Below are 15,222 nucleotides of genomic sequence, written 5' to 3' on the forward strand. Positions count from 1 at the left end.
AAACGCTGAAATACACAGATTTTTATCAATTAATTTTTTCTTCATATACTCTCAAACTCCAACAACCGAAGACTAACAACTAATAACCGAACACTAATTACTGTCCTCTAAAAAACAATACCGTACTCAATGTTTTTACTACGATATTTACATCTAAAAACAAACTTCTGTGTTTGATGTAGTACAAATCGTATCGGAGTTTCATCAAACTATCGTCAAGATTTGAACCATATGGATAATTCACTTGTGCCCAACCTGTAAGTCCTGGTTTAATAACGTGACGCGTTTGATATAACGGAATAGAAGCTGCAATTTGATCTACAAAAACTGGTCGTTCTGGTCTTGGACCAATAATAGCCATTTCGCCTTTTAAAACGTTAATAAATTGTGGCAATTCATCCAATCTTGTTTTACGTAGAAATTTCCCGAAAGGAGTAATTCGGCTATCATTTGTAGTAGCAAAAACAGCTCCGTTTTGTTCTGCATTTTGCACCATAGTTCGCATTTTGTAGATGGTAAATGGAATTCCGTTTTTACCTATGCGCTCTTGCGTATAAAAGAAACTTCCTTTGTTTACAAAAAGATTAATAATCCATAAAAGAGGTGCAATCAAAAAGAATCCTAACAACCCAAAAACCGCAAAAACAAGATCAAAAAGACGAGTAAAATACATGTATAACTTGTTTTGATTACTTCTACTAAATGGGAAAAACTTGTACAATTCTCTATCTTCAAATTGTATAGGTAAACGATAAGTACTATGCTCGTATACCTGATTGTATTTTCTAATAACGATTCCTTTCTCTAATAATCGTAATAACTGGTTATATAAATCAACCGATGTTAATTTGTTTTTTATATTCGCAACTACTATTTCAGAAACATATTGCAAACGTATAAACTCATCTAATTCTTCTGTTGATATTCGTTCTACTTGAGTTTTATTTGGATTTTCATCAATAGCAATATATCCAACCACTTTATAATGTGGATTAAATTTGGCTAATTCGGTTACCAAACCATCTACATCCTTACTACATCCTACAAAAAGCACTTTTTTCATAAAACGATTCGAAGCTAAGAAAACAATATAAAAGTAGCGCCAAACTGACAATGAAATTAAAATAGAAAAGAAAAACAAAATAATCTGCAAACGATTAGAAGGTAGTACTGGCGTATAAAATGGCGTTAACAAATAGAATAACACCGTAACAGAAGTAGTAAGAATAATACTTTTTGAAATTTGAAAACGGTTACTTGCGGTTTGCAAATTGTACATTTCAAATATAGTTCCAAAGAAAACGATGTAGAGTGCTAATACAATAGTCCAATAAAAACTAGTTTGCGAAACTCTGAAATAATCGAATTGTGTGTAATGTCCAATTAATGCTAATGTAAGCACCGTAAATACAACATCCATAACACGCAACAAGATTTTGCGTTCGGAAATTTCAAAATGTATTTTTTGGGAGGTACTCATTCTATTATTATTCTAATGCAAAGTAACGAATTTAAAAGAAATAAGAAAACTCGTGTCGCTTTTTTATTAATTTGATAATATAGTAACGCTTTATCATTCATAAGTTTGGTTAAAAGAGGGTTTTTTAACTGATTAATAAAGAAACTTAAAAATCAATTCAAAAGTATCTTAAACTATTTCAATAACGAAATCCAACTTTGTTTCACTACTTGCCAATCCATTTGCTCTATAAAAATTCTAGCATTTTTAGACAACTGATTGGCTTTTATTTCATCATTTAACAAATCTAAAATTGCTTCTGTCATCGTTTTATCTTCATTATCAGGAACCAACAAAGCATTTTCTTTATCGGTCAATAAATATGGAATCCCACCTACATCAGTACTCACTACAGGCAACCCTAAAGCCATCGCTTCCATTACGCTAATAGGTGTATTATCAAAATGGGTAGTGTTGATAAAAACATCGTGTTCTGAGGCTAATTGCCACCAATCTTCTTTTGATAATTGCCCTGTAAAATTTACAGCGACTCCAATAGATTTGGCAAATGCTTTTGTAGTTTGCAAACTTCCGTCTTTATCAGGACCTACCATAGTTAAAGAAGCTGAAGGATGTTTTTCTTGCAATTGTTGCAGCACTTTAACCGCCATTTCAGGATTATAAATAGATGCGAAAGCGCGTACCCAAAGTAGTTTTGGTGTTATTTTTTCTCTTGATTTGAACCCATATTTATCTATTTCAATAGAATTAGGGATGTGAATTACATTTGTAAATCCAGCACTTTCAAACGCCTGTTTTAAATATGCGGAAGGCGCAACGTTTTGATACGCATTAGCAAACACCATTCGGCATAACTTGGGATTGTTTTTAAGACGATTTGGTAAATCACCACCTCTTAAGATGGGAACATACTTAACTTTAAAAACACGAGCTATTTGACTACAAACTACAGCATACCAAAAACTTGAAGTACTATAAGTATCTATTAATATAAAATCTACCTTTCTTACTTTTAAAAGGGTAACCCATACCATATCCAACATTCTATACCACTGATTTTTTTTATCAGAAGTAAATTCAACATTATATCCTTCAACTTCAAGAAAAACTCCCAGTGTTTCAATAGAAGTTTTGTTATATCCGTGTTTAGACAGCTGGTTACCTATGTATAACAGGCTTTTCATCATCTACAAATTTAACTTTTAAAAGTGATAAGGCGTATATAAATGCGGGTGCTGCGGTTCGCATGGCAGCATGATTAATGGTTAGTGCCCAAAAAACAAAAAAGGAAAGCAAAAACACATTTTGCTTATTTCCAAAATACAAAGAAATTGGAGTTATAAACAATATTAGTAAGCCAAGCAATCCTAATGAGCCATGATCGGCCAACATACGTGTAATTTCATTATGAGAGGAAACTTTATGCCCTATGATTTCTTCTCTATATTCTGCGTTTTTACCCACTCCAATACCAAAAATAGGATTTTCTTTGAAAGCACTTATTTCTGTTCCTGCTATTGCCTCGCGCCCCCCAAGCCTATCTTCTTTATCTCTTCCTCTAGCATCTTTATTTGCATAGCGATATTCAATCATACCATTTGTCTTATAAACAGAATAAGACCACAGCAAACCGCCTCCAATTACAGAAAACAATATTATAGTCAACAATTTACTCTTAACTTTTGGACCCGAATAATAAAATAAAACTAACACTAAAAAAACAATCATTGCTATCCCTGTTATAACTCCTCCCCTTGAAAAAGTTAAGATTCCGCGATAAGAAACTAATACAAAAATTATTAAATTTATGATAATCATTTTTTTTGTACTTGAATAAAGTAATGCTAATACAAAAAAAACAAACATACCTAAACCTAAAGATGTAGATACTTGGTTAGGTCCAAATCCTCCAGAGGCGGAAAAATTTGATTGCGTACTGATAAAAATTTCTTTATTACTTGGTGTAAACAAAAACAAATAAATAGTCATGCTTAATATAGGTAACCCTATAAAAACAAACATCTTGAACAATTGCTGTTTTGTAACTACTCGCTGATAACAATACAAAGATGCAATTGCTAAACAAACAGGACCAGAAATATTAAATGCAATTGCTTTTCTAACATTAGTATCAAAACTTAATTCATTAGCACCAATAATAATTCCGGGAATTAACAATAATAGGAAAACAATATAAATAAATGAATTCTTTGAAAATCCTTTATAAATCATTCCAAAAACGAGAAAGACAATAACTAAATACTTGGATAACTCGTGTATTGGATTTCCTTCTGTCATTCGCAGAAAAACTTCGACCCCTACGATATAACCACATATAAGCAAAGCCTCGTTATTCTTATTTTTAGTTCTTAGCATGTACATAACACCAAAAACAAAGACAAAAACAGCATATAACTTTGCCAAGAATGGCAATAAATAAATTACAAATCCAATAATTACATGTACTATAATTAAATTAAAATATGTTAATTGACTATTTTTCATTTACCCAATTTATATATTTTAACAACACTTTTTCTTCTGAGTAAGTATTTAAAATAGTTGTTTTTAAATTTTCCCCTAACAAAAGTCGTAAAGTATTATTCTCTATTAATTCAATTAAAGCATTTGAATATGATAATGCATCTTTAGGACGAATTAACAACCCACTTTTTTTATCGTCAATAACCGCTGGTATTTCTCCAACATCGGTTGAAACTACTGCTAATTTTTGAAATCCGTATTCTAAAAGTGCTACGGGTAACCCTTCAGAATCTGATGTTAAAATTCCTATTTGACATTGTTGCAAAATAGAAGTAACATCATCACATGAACCGTATAAAAAAACGTTTTTTTGAAGCCCTTTTTCTATAATTAAATTTTTAATCGTTTCAGAATAAGAATCTTGAAAATCTTTTCCAACTAAATGAAAAGACCAATCAGGATAATTTATTTTACATTTTTCTGCTACTTCTAACAAAAGGATATGATTTTTCTGAGGTCTTAAATTTGCTAAACAAACTATTTGCTTTCCTATAGTTCCTTTTAATTTTGTCTTTACAAATGAAGTTTCATTAGCTGATACCGTAAAATTAGCCAAATAAATTACTTTTTTACAAAACAAATTACTTTTTGACCATGTTTCTAATTTCTGATTTACAGCTACAATTCCAAAAATAAAAGCAGAAATTATCCTTAACACAAAAGACTTTCTTTTTTCTAACATTTCGCTTTTACCATAATGATCATGCCAAATAATTTTAATACTTGGAAGTACTAATTTTATTAAAAAGGCAAAATATATAGAGGTACTGTGGGCTTGAATGAATTGTATATTATTTGCTTTCAAAAAACTTCTTAGTTTAAATAATGCTTTTAAATCTAAAACTCTCTTTTTAGCCAAAAACAAATAAGAAACATCTTTGTCTAATTGATTTTGCAAACTACCTTCATTACGCGTTACCACTACACCAGAAAAAGTGACCCTTTTTTGAAGCGCATTAGCATAACTAACAGCCATACGCTCGGCACCACCTGCTTCAAGGCTGTCGATAAGTTGAATTATGCGGATATCTGTTTTAATAGCTGAAATACAATTAAATTCATCGACAAATATAATCTTTTCTTTTATTCATCTCAGACATAAAACCTATGTTTAATCAATCATTAGGCAATTAATTAGTAAAAAATACTATTTTTACCAATGAAAACAAACCTATATGAATCAATTACAAAAAATATTAGAAAGTAAAAGATTATATTACATTCTTTTTGGTATACTTATATTACTCTCTTTGAGGAATTTATTTTTACCCTTGCAAGGGGATGAACTCACCTATAACAAAATTGCTCAAAATGTATTAGAAGGTAAGTATTATCAAACTAAAAACCCCTCTTCGGTTATTCCTATTGTTCCTTTTTTAATGGCTTTTTTTTCAACTCCAAAAATTCCTCTGTTAGGTTTTGCTTTGCATAAGTTATTCCACATAGGTCTTTGCTTTTTAGGTATTAGATTTGCTTTCTTAACTTTCAAAAAACTCAATTTAGAACCTACAATTACTTACACATTATTGCTTTTAACATGTGTTTCTTCGGGGTTTTTATCTTTTTTGCCTTCCTTATATCCTGAAGCAATTGTTTTTGTAACATTTTGGGGATTCATTTATTATCTAAACTCAAAAAAAAACCTTTCAAACTTTAAGCGTCTTTTTGCTCTTTTTATTCTTTTGGTTTTTACCCGATATGTTTATGCCATTTTAGGCTTAATGGTATTACTTTACTATTATTCTTATTTCCAACAGGATAGAAAAAACTTTGGAAAAATAATTCTTTACTCAATAATTATAACCACTCCTCTACTCTTTTGGTTTAAATATGTTTATAATATTGAATCTCAAAATTTAAGCGAAATAAGCTATTTTAGTCGTTATAAAATGGACGAAAATCCACTATGGTATAACATTAAATGTGGGTTGGGATTGGAGCAACATTATCAAGTAAATAGAGTTAATGGCATTCCTGCATTTATATCACTTTTTATTCCAGTAACAGGAATTAGAAATTTTGCTATTAGTTTAGTTCTTTTGTTAGCTGTATTTTTTGGTCTTTATAAGAACTGGAAGAACCCAATAACTAAACAGTTAAGTATTGCATTTGGATTAGTGTTTTTAGGTTTTGTATTAGCCGGAACAGGATTTAGTCGTTATTGGTTGGTATTACTACCTATTATCTATTTAAGTTTTTATTATATTTATACTTTATTTATAAAAAACGGGAACTACTTTATTTATGCAAGTAACTTATTTTTTATTGTTTTGTTGCTTAACGAATTCCGAATTACCTTATTGTTGATAAAAAAAATAATCTAAGATGTTAGAAAAACTTGTCATTTACATGCCTGCTTTAAATGAAGAAGCAACAATTTTTAAGGTCATTCAATCTATACCAAAAAGCTATGAAGGTTTTAAGCTAACCGAAGTTTTGGTCATTAATGATGGGAGTTCAGACAATACCGTTGAAGAAGCAAAAAAAGCAGGCGCAACAGTATTAAGTCACAATAAAAATAAAGGAGTTGGAGAAGCATTTCAAACAGCGCTTAATTATGCCTTAAAAACAAAAGCGGATGTGTTAGTAAGTATTGATGCTGATGGGCAGTTTGATGTAAATCAAATTGCTGAATTAATTAATCCAATAGTTCTTCAGCAAGCTGATTTTTGCTTAGGCATTAGATTTTCTGGCGGAAAACCAGATAATATGCCGGGAATAAAATTTTGGGGAAATAAACAAGTTAATAAAATTGTAAGTTTTGTAAGTAAAACTAAAATTTATGATGCATCTTGTGGTTTTAGAGCTTATTCAAAAGACACTTTGTTAAGTTTGAACTTACATGGAAGTTTCACTTACACACATGAAACAATTCTGGATTTATTAGATAAAGGCTTTAAGGTAGCCCAAATTCCAATTACCGTTTTATATTTTGAAGATAGAGTTTCCAGAGTAGCTAACAATCTTTTTAAATATGCTTACAAAACTTCGTCAATAATTTTCAAGTCATTAAAAGATTATCGCCCGCTACAGTTTTTCCTAGGAATTGCAACCGTTATTTTTCTAATTGCTATGTTTTTTGGCGGATGGGCTTTATTACATTGGATTATCTACAATACAATAACACCTTACAAAAGTTTTGGAATCATAGGATTGTCTCTTTTGGGCATGAGCGTTATTATCACCATTTTTGCTTTCATGGCTGATATGTTAGGACGAATAAGAAAAAACCAAGAAAAAATATTATATTTCTTAAAACAAACGCATTTTGAAGATCCTAAAAAATAAAGAATTACAATCTCAAGTTTTAAAATACATTATCATTAGTCTTTTTGGTTATGGTTTTGTATTTGTATCGTTATATGTTTTTGTTGATATTCTAAAAATCAATAAATCAATCGCATTCATGATTGTTTATGGGATTTCTTACTTAATGCTTTATACGCTTCAATTAAGGTTACTTTTTAAAACCACTCATAGTAACAGTAAACTAATTAAGTTTTGTTTAAGCTTAGTTTTCTTTTACGTATTAGCAAATGTTTTATACAATACTTTTAATTATTTTGAAATAAATTATTTGATAAGTACTTTTATAACTATTTTGATTTTAACACCTTTACGATTTATTATTTCAAAATTCTACGTCTATAAATAATGCAGAAATTTTTATACAAAATAGATTATGTTTTACAACGATTTTTAACTTCGTTGTTGTTTACTTTTCCAATAATTAAATTAATTAAAAAAGCTTATTTTTTTATACGTTTTAAAACAACTTACATTGAAGCCACTAATAATGTTGTAATCACTAATTTTGATAAGCCTAATCAAAATTCAGGAATTACTTTTTTAGGAAAATGTGTGTTATCTAGAAACATTGAAGTAGATATTTGTGGAGGTATTGTTATGGGAAAAAATGTCACTATTTCTGACCATGTTACAATACAAACCCATAAACACGAATATGATGGTTTTAGTTTGTATGAAAACAAAACATCATCATCTTCCTTAGAAATAGGAGATGAAGTTTGGGTTTGCAATAATGTAATTATTACAAATAGTGTAAACAAAATTGGTAAAGGAGCTGTAATTGCCTCGGGCTCGATTGTAACTAAAGATGTTGAAGATTACAGCATTGTTGCAGGTGTTCCTGCGAAGCATTTAAAGTATAGAAATAAAATAAATTATGGAAAAGCATAGTGCTACTTGGAATAAACTTTCTCTTTCTTTCTTTAAAAAAGGTTTTAAATTTATTTTACTTCACCTTTCAATGCAATTTTTTGTTCCGCCTTCATTGCGAACTAAATTGCTAAAATTATACGGTATTCAATTTAAAAATCGCAAAACTGTTTTTATTGGAACTAATGTATTGTTCGACAATTTAAAAAACGTTTCTACATCTATTGGAGATAATGTTTTAATTACTTCTGGAGCAAAAATTTTAAATCATTTTCCAATTATTACCCCAGAAGGTGTTTCTGAGTTTAGTATGGGCAATGTAATTATAGAAGACAATGTTTTTATAGGCATGAATGCACTAATTATCAAACCCGTAACAATTGGCAAAGGTGCAGTAATTGGTGCTGGTGCAGTTGTAACTAAAGATGTATTGCCAGGAACTATAGTCGGAGGAAATCCTGCAACAGTAATTGGGTATACAAAAGATTTTAGTAAAAGTTTAGAGTAACTTCTTAATCTCTTCTTCAAATTTATCAGTTGTAAATTGGCGTGACCAGTTTTGTCCTTCCAAAGCCATTTTTTGATACAACAATTGGTCATTTAGCAAACACATTACTTGACTTACATCGGTTTCCAATTGATCTTCTAATTGAATTCCTCTTTCTCCATGATTTAACATATAAGGCACACAAGACACTTTGGAAACAATCGGTACACATGCCCAAAACATAGCTTCAGCAACTACTTTTGGCCAACCTTCACTTTTTGATGGTAAAATTAAAAAATGACTAGTTTGATAGGATATTAAAACCGTTTCCTTTGACTGATTTCCTCTCAACACAACAATGTCTTGTAAATTATTCTCCTCTATATACGTTTCTAAAGTTGGTCTCAAAATCCCATCTCCATACAAATTCAGTCGAACTTTTTTTCCTTGTTGGTATAATTTTTCAACCAATTGAATAGCAAATAAGGGTTGTTTTCCTTTTGACAATGTTCCAACAAATAAAAAAACAATATATTCTTCTAATGTTTTTGGTTGTATTGCTTTTTTATCCGATTCGGAGTATGTTGCCGTAAAAAATGGTTTTATATTTTTAGTTTGGTTATCCCAATCTCCATACACCAATACCTGCATGTTTTTTGTTAAAAAAGTATTAGATAAAATCCAACGTTGTAGTTTATATGTAAAAGGTTGTTTGGCTTTTGGATCCCAATTGCCAGCATATTTAGCTGTTTTAGGTTTTTTAGGAAATAAAATTTGAACCATAGCTCCGATTAATCCCATATTTCCTGGGCAACGCAAATGAATATGGTCGGCTTGAGACATAGCCTTATAAACTTGAGTTATTATCTTAGGTAACCTAGTTATAGTTTTGAATATATTAGCTATAGAAGTTATATCAAACTCTTTCACTTGATGAAAACTTACACCTAAATGATTGTACTTTTCGTGAATAGGATTTAGCTCTTTATCAACTAAAGGAGCTACTACAATTACCTCATCCACATATTGTAACCAAATATTCATTTCTCGAATATAAGGAGCATAACCAAAATATTGATTATCATTTTTGATGTGCTGTACATGAGTTATAATTGCAAATTTCATTCTATTAAGATAAAATGTAAATATACAATTATGCACAAAAAATCCAAGGAAACTTGTCCAAGTTAAATCTAATTGAAAATACCTTGGATAAATTCTTTAGTAATTGGTTTGCTTGTAAAGAGTATTGATTCGTTAACTCTTGCTTTATGAATATATAAATCATCTACAGTTGTAGAAAGAATACATATTTTAGTATACTCTTTAATAACACCCGATAACTCATTGAACTTTTCTATAAAATCAAACCCATCTAAAATTGGCATATAGATATCTAAAAAAATTAAATTAGGTAATTTTTCAGGAGAATTTTGAAATTCTTCTAAATATCCAATCGCAGTTAATGAAGAATTAAACTCCATGATATCGACTGTTGGGTCTAAATTATTTATGATTTTCGATGTTATATAACAATCAAACTCATTATCATCGACAATCATTACTTTTTTAACTTTAGTATTCATTAACGTTACAATTTAATAAATTTCACAAATTCTTCTTGTCGTCTTTTTGCCACTGGAAGTGATATTCCATGAGCAAACTCACAATATAAACCGTCTTTTTTTGTAATCTTAATTATCTGCTTAACATTCACAACATAGGAATGATGAATTCTGAAAAAATAATTACTTATTAAAATAGAGCTATATTCACCCAAATTCTTACTGGAAAGTATTTTTTGTTTATTTGACAAAACAAACTCAGTATACTTACCTTCTGCCTTACAATAAACAATATCTTCTAATTTTATCAATTCGATTTTATCTGAAGAAGAAATAGCGATAAACCCATTATCACTGTTTTCAACACTTAGACTTTTTATTTGATTTACTTTCTGATTTTGAAAACTAATTTCCATTTCTATTAATTTAATTACTTTGTAAATAGAAATTATGAGTTCGTTAAAATCTAATGGTTTTTTTTGAAAATCAACTGCATTATGCTTGTAAGCATCATAGGCATTAGTAAGATCATCTGAAATAAATATGAATTTAGGAATATTAAAATCTAATTCTTTTAGTAAACTAAATGAAGCTAAATTATCAGCTGTTGGTTGTAAAAAAATCAACTCGGGCTTATGCTCCTTAATAAATGAAATACTTTGTTTTAAATTATCGCAAAAACCACAAACATCAATTATAATAGCATTTTCATCAGCAAATTTTGAAAGCTGATTGATTACATCTGTATTACTATCTACAACTATGGCTTTTATTAATCTCATCTCGTTAATTTAACTTTATATCTTATAAAGATAATTAATTTTATTATAACACTTTACTTATTCTTTCGGAATTGTGATAGTAAACTTAGTTCCCTTACCTAAGGTAGATTTAACTGAAATTGTACCTCCTAATTTTTGTGTAATCTTTTTCACGGAGGCTAGCCCTAACCCGCTCCCAACAAATTCAGACTTTGCATGTAATCTTTTAAAAGGCTTAAAGATAATATCATAGTATTCTGCTGAAATACCAATTCCGTTATCTTCAACTTCAAAGTAATAATGAAATAAATCTGATTTATAGCTAATTTTTAGTTCTAAAACTCTTTCTTGATTTCTATATTTTAGTGAATTATCAATTAAATTATAAAAAATCATATGCAATGCCAACTTTGAATAATGAATTGTAGGCATTTGTTTAAGATGTAACATTGAACTAGATAAATGATGATGTTCAACCAAACTATTAAAAATTTGCGCTATAAAAACATTCAAATCAATAACTTCTTTTTCATCAATTTTACTATCTGATTTTGCATAATCTAATAAATCAATAATTAATTGATTCATCATATCAACATTAGTGTAAATAAATTCAAAATATTTCTTCTCCTTTTCATCAACATCATCAACTCTTTTTAATTCAATTAATTGTAGAAAAGATTTCACAGCTCTCAATGGAGCACGCAAATCATGTGCAGCAGTGTGAGCGAAATCTTCCATCTGAGATGAATAATAAGCTGCTTCCTCCTGATATCTTTTTAGTTCAAAATTCTGCTTCCTAAGTTCAAGCAAATGAATTACTTGGTTAGCTAACTTTTTCAAAATAAGTTTTTGATCATCTGAAATTGATCTTGGGTTATCCTGACTTATTACACATAAAGTTCCAAAAGAAATACCATCAGAATTTTTTAGAGAAACTCCAAAATAAGAAACCATTTTTGGTCCACCTGTAACCAATGGATTATTTTTAAAACGATCGTCTTCACGCAAATCAGGAACTTCAAATAATTCTTCTTGAGACAAAATAGCGTGATAACAAACCGCATATTCAACTGGTGTTTCGGCTATATCAATACCAACCTTAGACTTAAAAAACTGTCGCTTATCATCTACCAAACTAAGCAATACTATGGGCATATTACATATATGAGAGGCTATCGTAACGATATCATCATACATTTTTTCTGGTAAAGTATCTAGAATTTTATATTCTTCTAGAGCTTTTAACCGAAATTGCTGTTCTCTATTTGGATCCATTTTTTCTTTTTTATAAAAATAAGGTTTTTCAATGAGTTAAAACAATAAATTCACTTCTTCTATTCATTTGATGTTCTTCATCTGAACATTTAACACCATCAACACAGCGATTAACTGGTTCTGACTCTCCCAATCCTTTACTTATAATTCTATTTTGAGCTATTCCTTTTTTTACTAACCAATTAAGCGTAGCTTCCGCTCTTTTTTGAGATAACTCTAAATTATATAAGACTGAAGCCCTACTATCGGTATGCGATTTTATTTCTAATTTAATTGTTGGATTTTCTTGCATTACGTAAAGTAAAATAGCAATTTGTTTTTCTGCCTTTTCATTTATTTCCCATTGATCCAAATCAAAATAAATATTTTGAATGGAAAAGAATTTAGCCAAATCGACTCCTTCTTGTAGTTTTATATTTTTAGGTAACATAACAATGGATTCATTTGAGTTAGAAAACAATGTACTTCTAAAATAATCTTCTTTTGTAGCATACAAATCTTGTTCGTATCTTACATACCAACCATTATCTGAATAATTATTATTCAAGAAAAATTCACCATTTGCATTAGTAGTTGTTTTATCAATCAATTTCTTATCATCATCAAACAATGTTACAATGGCATTCGCAATTGGAGTTCCAAATAATGCATCTTCTAGTTTTCCAGAAAACACTTTTTCTTTTTCTTCAACCAAAAATTTATCTTCGGTAAATTTATAAATATCATCACTTCCTTTCCCTTCTAGTCGATTTGAAGAAAAATAGCCTACATGGGTTTGAGAGTTTACAACATAAGAGAAATCATCAAAAGCAGTATTAATTGGATTTCCTAGGTTAATAGGTTTTGAAAAAGTTGCATCAGCATTGATTTTAGAAATAAAAACGTCTAACCCTCCCAATCCTAAATGACCATCAGAGGCAAAATACAATTCGCTTTCAGACGATAAAAAAGGAAACGTTTCTCTTCCTTCAGTATTAATAGTGTTTCCTAAATTTTCTGGAGTACCAAATGTTCCATTTCCTAAAACTGCTACACGATACAAATCAGATTGTCCAAAACTACCAGGCATGTTGGAAGTAAAATAAAGCATCTTCTCGTCAGGACTCAAAGCAGGATGAGCGCAATTATAATCATCACTATTGAAGGGTAATTCAGTAACATCTGTCCATTGTCCTTTTTTAAAACTTGCCCTGTAAATTTTAAGTGACACCTCATCTTTTGCGTTTTTTTTATTGGCGTTTTTTTTGAAATTATTTTTAGTAAAATAAAGAGTCAATCCATCTTTAGTAACTATTGCAGTTGACTCGTTAGCATTAAAAATTGTATTTTTAAGAAAAACATCTGGATTCGAAAATGAATTGGGTTTTACAATTTTAGATTCATACAATCTAGAAAAAGATTGATTTGTCCAGCTATCAACTTTTAAATGATCATGTGTTCTTGTGCTAGTAAATAGAATTCCTTCATTAGATTCAAAAACACCATAATCGCTAAAAGAAGAATTTATATCTAAAGTAGAAATTGTATAACGTTGATTATCTTTCGAAAGTTGCTCTAGGTAATTGGAATTACTTTCATATTGTTGCCCTCGAGAATCAGCTTGTTTTAATCTAGAAAATATAGCAAAAAAATAATTAGATTTTTCTATATCAGGTACCGTTTTAAGTGTTTGAGAATAGCGATAATAATATTCAAAATCAATATTTTTTGTTGACTTTATTAATTTTTCATACCAAATATTTGCCTCAACATAATTTGCATTAAAGTAATACGAATCGGCTATTTTCTTATAAATATCAGGAGAACCATATCCGTTTTTATCTATTTGAATAAAAATGGAAATAGCATTCATATAACCCAATTTTTCATAGGCGTCATTTGCTTCTTTTAACTTTTTTTCTTGTGAAAATCCAATAAAACAAAGCATGAAAACAAAATAAGTAAAGAGATTTTTCATACTACACATTTTTTAAAAGAATCTAGGAGAAAAAATCTTTGATTCTGATTTAAACACTTCAAAACGCAAAAAGAATTCATGAGAACCCGAATTGTAATTTGCCAATTTAGTAGCCTCCATATCATAAGAATATCCTACAAAAACAGTGTCAGAAATTTGAAAACCAGCCAAAGCACTTACTGAACCATTAATTCGATAGGCGGCACCAGCTGTTAACTTGTCATAGAACAAAAAATTAGCTGTTACATCAACTTGTAATGGAGTACCAGAAACAATTTTAGTTAAAAAAGCAGGCTTAAATTTTACTGTATCACTAAAATCAAAAACATAACCTCCCATAAAATAGTAATGCATACTCTCTTTAGTGCTTGACGACCTTGTATTATCATCATAATGCTTAGTTTCTAGGAAATTAGGCACAGAAAGACCTAAATAATATTGATCAGAATACCAGTAAAATCCTGCTCCAAAATTAGGAGAAAATCGATTATCCACATTATTTTGCAAGTCAGGATCAGTAGGGTCATAAATACTTAACTTTGAATAATCAACATTCAATAGATTTGCTGTAGCTTTGAATCCAAAAGACAAATTAGACAAATTAGCAAATGTAATACGATAAGAAAAATCGGCTGAAAGTGTTTGCTCAACTGAAGGACCAATTTCGTCATTTATAATCGACAAACCCCATCCTAAATTAGAATTAGTCATGGGAGAATGAACCGTTGCAGCGGCAGTAATTGGAGCGCCGTCCAATCCTACCCACTGTGTTCTGTACAAAGCTAAAACACTCAAAGCATCTCTAGTACCTGCATAAGCAGGATTAATAACAGTAGTGTTGTACATGTAATTGGTAAACTGAGGGTCTTGTTGTGAAAACACAGACTCTGCAGTAAACAGCAACAACATTGGAGTTGCTACCAGAATTTGAATTAACTTTCTCATTTTATATTTAGGGGATTTAATGATGA

The 15,222-nt window shown here is 29.7% G+C and carries 15 protein-coding genes; 5 read left to right on the top strand and 10 right to left on the bottom strand.

What is annotated here, in order from left to right:
• Positions 1 to 97: 97 nt before the first annotated feature.
• The 4 genes from B2741_RS05495 to B2741_RS05510 form a co-directional block, all read right to left on the bottom strand.
• On the bottom strand, positions 98 to 1,480 hold the full coding sequence (locus B2741_RS05495; protein ID WP_291136165.1) for a sugar transferase: 1,383 nt from the start codon (positions 1,478 to 1,480) through the stop codon (positions 98 to 100).
• A 173-nt stretch (positions 1,481 to 1,653) separates the two neighbouring features.
• Positions 1,654 to 2,664 carry a glycosyltransferase family 4 protein gene (locus B2741_RS05500; RefSeq protein WP_291136167.1) on the bottom strand — a complete coding sequence of 337 codons (1,011 nt, stop codon included), beginning with the start codon at positions 2,662 to 2,664 and terminating at the stop codon, positions 1,654 to 1,656.
• Complete coding sequence (locus B2741_RS05505) at positions 2,639 to 3,985, bottom strand: O-antigen ligase family protein (protein WP_291136169.1); 1,347 nt, start codon at positions 3,983 to 3,985, stop codon at positions 2,639 to 2,641. The genes B2741_RS05500 and B2741_RS05505 overlap by 26 nt, the downstream gene beginning before the upstream one ends.
• Complete coding sequence (locus B2741_RS05510) at positions 3,975 to 5,111, bottom strand: glycosyltransferase (protein ID WP_349680400.1); 1,137 nt, start codon at positions 5,109 to 5,111, stop codon at positions 3,975 to 3,977. The genes B2741_RS05505 and B2741_RS05510 overlap by 11 nt, the downstream gene beginning before the upstream one ends.
• 88 nt (positions 5,112 to 5,199) lie before the next feature.
• On the opposite strand from B2741_RS05510, the gene B2741_RS05515 reads away from it, so the two are divergent.
• The 5 genes from B2741_RS05515 (at position 5,200) to B2741_RS13090 (ending at position 8,711) form a co-directional block, all read left to right on the top strand.
• The gene (locus tag B2741_RS05515; RefSeq protein ID WP_291136173.1) at positions 5,200 to 6,348 is read left to right on the top strand and encodes a hypothetical protein; all 1,149 of its coding nucleotides are present in this window, start codon (positions 5,200 to 5,202) and stop codon (positions 6,346 to 6,348) included.
• Position 6,349: 1 nt separating this feature from the next.
• Entirely contained in the window at positions 6,350 to 7,312 is a 963-nt protein-coding gene (locus B2741_RS05520) for a glycosyltransferase family 2 protein (protein ID WP_291136175.1), read from the top strand.
• Positions 7,293 to 7,679: a GtrA family protein gene (locus tag B2741_RS13085; RefSeq protein WP_414655301.1), complete on the top strand. Its 387-nt coding sequence runs from the start codon at positions 7,293 to 7,295 to the stop codon at positions 7,677 to 7,679. Before B2741_RS05520 ends, B2741_RS13085 begins: the two co-directional genes overlap by 20 nt.
• On the top strand, positions 7,679 to 8,224 hold the full coding sequence (locus tag B2741_RS05525; RefSeq protein ID WP_291136177.1) for an acyltransferase: 546 nt from the start codon (positions 7,679 to 7,681) through the stop codon (positions 8,222 to 8,224). The genes B2741_RS13085 and B2741_RS05525 overlap by 1 nt, the downstream gene beginning before the upstream one ends.
• Positions 8,225 to 8,513: 289 nt before the next feature.
• On the top strand, positions 8,514 to 8,711 hold the full coding sequence (locus B2741_RS13090) for a DapH/DapD/GlmU-related protein (RefSeq protein WP_414655302.1): 198 nt from the start codon (positions 8,514 to 8,516) through the stop codon (positions 8,709 to 8,711).
• On the opposite strand, the gene B2741_RS05535 is transcribed toward B2741_RS13090, so the two are convergent.
• The 6 genes from B2741_RS05535 to B2741_RS05560 form a co-directional block, all read right to left on the bottom strand.
• The gene (locus B2741_RS05535) at positions 8,703 to 9,815 is read right to left on the bottom strand and encodes a glycosyltransferase (RefSeq protein WP_291136181.1); all 1,113 of its coding nucleotides are present in this window, start codon (positions 9,813 to 9,815) and stop codon (positions 8,703 to 8,705) included. The genes B2741_RS13090 and B2741_RS05535 overlap by 9 nt on opposite strands.
• Before the next feature lie 68 nt (positions 9,816 to 9,883).
• Positions 9,884 to 10,276, bottom strand: coding sequence for a response regulator (locus B2741_RS05540; RefSeq protein ID WP_291136183.1), 393 nt, complete (start codon positions 10,274 to 10,276; stop codon positions 9,884 to 9,886).
• A gap of 5 nt (positions 10,277 to 10,281) precedes the next feature.
• Positions 10,282 to 11,037: a LytR/AlgR family response regulator transcription factor gene (locus tag B2741_RS05545; RefSeq protein ID WP_291136185.1), complete on the bottom strand. Its 756-nt coding sequence runs from the start codon at positions 11,035 to 11,037 to the stop codon at positions 10,282 to 10,284.
• A gap of 57 nt (positions 11,038 to 11,094) precedes the next feature.
• Positions 11,095 to 12,294 carry a sensor histidine kinase gene (locus B2741_RS05550; protein WP_291136187.1) on the bottom strand — a complete coding sequence of 400 codons (1,200 nt, stop codon included), beginning with the start codon at positions 12,292 to 12,294 and terminating at the stop codon, positions 11,095 to 11,097.
• Positions 12,295 to 12,322: 28 nt separating this feature from the next.
• Complete coding sequence (locus B2741_RS05555) at positions 12,323 to 14,251, bottom strand: OmpA family protein (protein WP_291136189.1); 1,929 nt, start codon at positions 14,249 to 14,251, stop codon at positions 12,323 to 12,325.
• Positions 14,252 to 14,263: 12 nt separating this feature from the next.
• A complete protein-coding gene (locus B2741_RS05560) occupies positions 14,264 to 15,196 on the bottom strand; it encodes a PorP/SprF family type IX secretion system membrane protein (protein WP_291136191.1) in 933 nt (310 codons plus the stop codon).
• Positions 15,197 to 15,222 lie beyond the last annotated feature (26 nt).

This window comes from Flavobacterium sp. UBA7663, from assembly GCF_002483315.1.
Classification (GTDB): Bacteria; Bacteroidota; Bacteroidia; order Flavobacteriales; family Flavobacteriaceae; genus Flavobacterium.

What these genes read in the sequence shown, in the direction of transcription:
- B2741_RS05495 (WP_291136165.1), bottom strand. Translation starts at nt 1,480, where the DNA reads ATGAGTACCTCCCAAAAAATACATTTTGAAATTTCCGAACGCAAAATC.
- B2741_RS05500 (WP_291136167.1), bottom strand. Translation starts at nt 2,664, where the DNA reads ATGAAAAGCCTGTTATACATAGGTAACCAGCTGTCTAAACACGGATAT.
- B2741_RS05505 (WP_291136169.1), bottom strand. Translation starts at nt 3,985, where the DNA reads ATGAAAAATAGTCAATTAACATATTTTAATTTAATTATAGTACATGTA.
- B2741_RS05515 (WP_291136173.1), top strand. Translation starts at nt 5,200, where the DNA reads ATGAATCAATTACAAAAAATATTAGAAAGTAAAAGATTATATTACATT.
- B2741_RS05520 (WP_291136175.1), top strand. Translation starts at nt 6,350, where the DNA reads ATGTTAGAAAAACTTGTCATTTACATGCCTGCTTTAAATGAAGAAGCA.
- B2741_RS05525 (WP_291136177.1), top strand. Translation starts at nt 7,679, where the DNA reads ATGCAGAAATTTTTATACAAAATAGATTATGTTTTACAACGATTTTTA.
- B2741_RS13090 (WP_414655302.1), top strand. Translation starts at nt 8,514, where the DNA reads ATGGGCAATGTAATTATAGAAGACAATGTTTTTATAGGCATGAATGCA.
- B2741_RS05535 (WP_291136181.1), bottom strand. Translation starts at nt 9,815, where the DNA reads ATGAAATTTGCAATTATAACTCATGTACAGCACATCAAAAATGATAAT.
- B2741_RS05540 (WP_291136183.1), bottom strand. Translation starts at nt 10,276, where the DNA reads ATGAATACTAAAGTTAAAAAAGTAATGATTGTCGATGATAATGAGTTT.
- B2741_RS05545 (WP_291136185.1), bottom strand. Translation starts at nt 11,037, where the DNA reads ATGAGATTAATAAAAGCCATAGTTGTAGATAGTAATACAGATGTAATC.
- B2741_RS05550 (WP_291136187.1), bottom strand. Translation starts at nt 12,294, where the DNA reads ATGGATCCAAATAGAGAACAGCAATTTCGGTTAAAAGCTCTAGAAGAA.
- B2741_RS05555 (WP_291136189.1), bottom strand. Translation starts at nt 14,251, where the DNA reads ATGAAAAATCTCTTTACTTATTTTGTTTTCATGCTTTGTTTTATTGGA.
- B2741_RS05560 (WP_291136191.1), bottom strand. Translation starts at nt 15,196, where the DNA reads ATGAGAAAGTTAATTCAAATTCTGGTAGCAACTCCAATGTTGTTGCTG.